The organism is Mesorhizobium sp. M7A.F.Ca.AU.002.02.1.1 (genome assembly GCF_003998535.1).
GTDB classification, from domain to species: Bacteria; Pseudomonadota; Alphaproteobacteria; order Rhizobiales; family Rhizobiaceae; genus Mesorhizobium; species Mesorhizobium ciceri.
The window spans coordinates 1-3489 of record NZ_RZPB01000640.1 but is presented as its reverse complement, the minus strand read 5'-3'; the positions used below and the strand labels follow the sequence as shown (position 1 = coordinate 3489).

6 protein-coding genes are annotated in these 3489 nt (G+C 65.6%); 4 read left to right on the top strand and 2 right to left on the bottom strand.

The genetic code is table 11. The features are described 5' to 3' along the window. From EN879_RS28450 to EN879_RS28435, 4 genes are all read left to right on the top strand, one after another. Nucleotides 1-300 (top strand): Tim44/TimA family putative adaptor protein (locus EN879_RS28450; protein ID WP_164774625.1); only part of this gene is annotated, 300 nt, incomplete at its 5' end. A gap of 21 nt (nt 301-321) precedes the next feature. Then, nucleotides 322-1437, top strand: a complete 1116-nt coding sequence (locus EN879_RS28445) for a murein transglycosylase A (RefSeq protein WP_063169605.1) — start codon at nt 322-324, stop codon at nt 1435-1437. Further along, the gene (locus EN879_RS28440) at nt 1434-1964 is read left to right on the top strand and encodes a Smr/MutS family protein (protein WP_024502221.1); all 531 of its coding nucleotides are present in this window, start codon (nt 1434-1436) and stop codon (nt 1962-1964) included. The genes EN879_RS28445 and EN879_RS28440 overlap by 4 nt, the downstream gene beginning before the upstream one ends. A 10-nt stretch (nt 1965-1974) precedes the next feature. After that, nucleotides 1975-2343 carry a helix-turn-helix transcriptional regulator gene (locus EN879_RS28435; RefSeq protein WP_063169606.1) on the top strand — a complete coding sequence of 123 codons (369 nt, stop codon included), beginning with the start codon at nt 1975-1977 and terminating at the stop codon, nt 2341-2343. A gap of 73 nt (nt 2344-2416) precedes the next feature. Here EN879_RS28435 and EN879_RS28430 read toward each other — a convergent pair whose 3' ends face one another. Next, nucleotides 2417-2650 carry a hypothetical protein gene (locus EN879_RS28430; RefSeq protein WP_063169607.1) on the bottom strand — a complete coding sequence of 78 codons (234 nt, stop codon included), beginning with the start codon at nt 2648-2650 and terminating at the stop codon, nt 2417-2419. A 350-nt stretch (nt 2651-3000) separates the two neighbouring features. Further along, a partial coding sequence (locus EN879_RS28425; RefSeq protein ID WP_127274399.1) for a transglutaminase-like cysteine peptidase occupies nt 3001-3489 on the bottom strand: 489 nt, incomplete at its 5' end.

The window sequence follows — 3489 nt, the reverse complement described above, 5'->3', positions numbered from 1 at the left end:
GTCTATGACGGTTTTGTCGCCGCCATCGGCGAGCGCGAGGCCAAGGCGGAAAAGATCCAGTCCTCCTTCGTCGGCATCGACAAGGCCGATATCGTCTCGGCCGAGATGAAGGGCGGCGAGGCGCATGTCACGCTGCGCATCATCAGCGAGCTGATTTCGGCGACCCGCGACAAGGCCGGTGCCGTCATCGACGGCGACCCGGAAACCGTGGCCGAGGTCAAGGATGTCTGGACCTTCGCCCGTGACACGCGCTCGCGCGATCCGAACTGGAAGCTCGTCGCCACCGAGGAAGAAGACTAGGGAATACGCGGCGAGGCTCCGGTGTCGCTATCGCCTCTTTTTGTCGAGAAAGCCTTCGGCGATCTGCCCGGCTGGGGCGATGACGACCATTCGGCCGCCTTCGCCGCCTTTCGGCGCTCGGCCTTCCATGTCCTGACCAAACCCTATCGCAGCGGCGCGCTCGGCGTCGACTTCGACGCCTTTGCGGATGTCTACGCCGAGGCCCGGACCGTTTCGCCGGCGAATCGGTCGCCGGTTTTGACCCGCGGCGAAGCTCGCGCCTTCTTCGAGCGCCATTTTGTCCCGGCGCTTATCCCTGCCGAAAATGGGCTCGTCACCGGTTTCTATGAACCGCAGGTCGAGACGTCACCGGTGCGCACGGACCGGTTTTCGGTGCCGCTGCTGTCGCGCCCGGCCGATCTCGTCGATATCGATGACGCAAACCGGCCGCCGGGCCTGGACCCCTATCTCGCTTTCGCGCGCCAGACGCCGAACGGGCCGGTCGAATATCATGACCGTGGCGAGATCGAGCGCGGCGCGCTTGATGGCAAGGGCCTGGAAATCGCCTGGTTGGCCGACAAGGTCGATGCCTTCTTCATTCACGTGCAAGGTGCCGCACGCCTCGCCATGACCGACGGCCGGCTTGCCCGCGTCACCTATGCCGCCAAATCCGGCCAGCGCTTCACCGGACCAGGCAAGGTCCTGAGCGAGATTGGCGAGATCCCGCTGGCGGAAGTGACGATGCAATCGATCCGCGCCTGGTTCAAGGCGCATCCGGACCGCGTCGACGAGATCCTGTGGCAGAACCGCTCCTACATTTTCTTCCGCCCGGCCGATGTCGAGGACGTTGCCCTTGGTCCGATCGCCGCCGCCAAGGTGCCGCTGACGCCGGGCCGCTCGATCGCCGTCGACCGCCTGCTGCACACATTCGGCACGCCCTTTTACATCGACGCGCCGACGCTCGCCGCCTTCGACGCAAAACCATTCCGCCGCCTGATGATCGCGCAGGACACTGGCTCCGCCATCACCGGGCCGGCGCGGGGCGACCTGTTCGCCGGTTCGGGCGATGCCGCGGGCGAGATCGCCGGCGTGGTCCGCAATGCCGCGGATTTTTATGCGCTGGTGCCGCGCGCGCTCATTGCGGGTGCGGTCCGATGACCCGGCGCCCGGACAAGCTCAGCGAGGACGACCGGGTTCTGTGGAACCTGGTGGCGCGCACGGCCAAGCCGCTGAAGGGGAAATTTGCCGTGGACATCCCCGAAATTCCTGCCGAGGCCAAGCCAAGCCAGTCGCAGCCCGCCCAGCCCGTCGCCAATGTCGCAGGGACCGCGAAGCCGAAGGCGCAGCATGTCACGCACCGCCTCGACGAACCGACGCTGGACAAATTGTCGAAGGGCCGGCTGCCGATCGAGGGCCGCGTCGATCTGCACGGCATGACGCAGGACGAGGCCTACTCGCTGCTGTTCTCGTTTCTGCACCGGGCGCATGCCGGCGGCGTCCGCTATGTCCTGGTCATCACCGGCAAGGGCTCGTCCTCCGGCGGCGATGGCGTGTTGCGGCGCGCCGTGCCGGCCTGGCTGTCGACGCCTGCCTTCCGGCCGCTCGTCTCCAGCCACGACCATGCCGCCCGCAATCACGGCGGTTCGGGTGCGCTCTATATCCGCCTGCGGCGGGTCCGTTCATGAGGATGGGCGCATGACCCCGTTCGGCGAGAAGCTGCGGACGCTGAGAAGCGAACGTGGTGTCCGCCAGAAGGACATGGCGGCGGCGATCGGCGTCAGCGCCGCCTATCTGTCGGCGCTCGAACATGGCAGGCGAGGCGCCCCGACCTGGACGCTGATCCAGAAGATCATCGGCTATTTCAACATCATCTGGGACGATGCCGAGGAACTGGCGCGGCTGGCCGAGGCCTCGCACCCGCGTGTAAAACTCGACACGTCGGGTCTTTCCCCCGCCGCCACCGAGCTCGCCAATCTGCTGGCGGAAAACATCGAGAAACTCGACGAAACCGAGCTTCGCCGCATCACCGCATCGATCCGCGGGGCGTTGAACCAGCGGCCGTAGCCTGACGGTCCGCGCCGGTACAAGTTCGCCTGCCTCACGAGGACACTGCCCGCCGGCGGGCAAAGTGGTGAGATCATTTCTTGCCGGCGGTGCCGCCATTTCCACCCCGGCCATGATCGCCGTGGTCGTGGCCATTGTTTCCGCCGCCCAGGCAGTCCGACGCCCCGGCATCACCGCAACAGCGGCCGGCCCAGAGGTCGTTGAGGTTGGCTTTGGCACAGCTGGTGGTCTGATCGGCCATGGCGGATCCGGCCATGCTCGACACCGCGATAGCGGCAAGAAGGGTGTTTCGCAGAAAAGCAGTCATCTGAAGTCTCCATGGTTGGTTTCGGTTCACGGCTGTGTGTCGCTGGCCGGAGCGAAATGGTTCACGGAGAAATGCGAATTCTGGCGGAGGGCCCATCGATTTCGTCATCCACGGGCGGAGCGGACGCGCAGACCCGAGGATCCATGCCGCGAGTTGCGAGCGTCGCGACGGGGCAAAAGATCTGGTGATGACGGTATGACGATTGCAGGCGCCTGTTCCTGCGCCGCAGCGTTCTTCATCGGCATCACGGCATGGATCCCGGGGTCTTCGCGACGGAGCTTCGCTCCTGCTCAGCCCTGTGATGACGAAGCGTTGGATGCCGCCCCTAGGGAAGCCGCCGTTGCCGGTGCCTACTGAACCGCGCCGACCAGAACTTGCTGGCCACCGCGGATCGAGACCCAGCGGCCGGTGTTGTCGATCGCCTGCCGCTTGAGGAAGCGGTAGCCGGTCGCGTCCCATGGCTTGACCTTGTCGGTCAGATTGTCGAGCACATAGTCGCCCTCGTCGGTGCGCACCGTCAGCACGGCGTGGCCCTCGCCGTCGGGCTTGCGCACGACGGTGATCAGAAGATCGGCAAGCGAGATGCTCATGCGCGAAAGCTGGCGTCGCTTTTCCAGCACATAGTCCTCGCAATCGCCGACGCCCTTGTCGGGATAGGCCCAGACCTCGTCCTTGCCGTAGATGTCCATGTCGCTCATCGGCTTGACGGCGGCGTTGACCCTGGCGGTGACATTGAGAAGCTTGCGCATCAGCGCGTCGGTCATCGGAGCCGGCGCCAGATTGGCCGGGCGGATCGAGCACTCGCCCGGATGCAGCTTGCAGAAATCATAGTGGCCGAT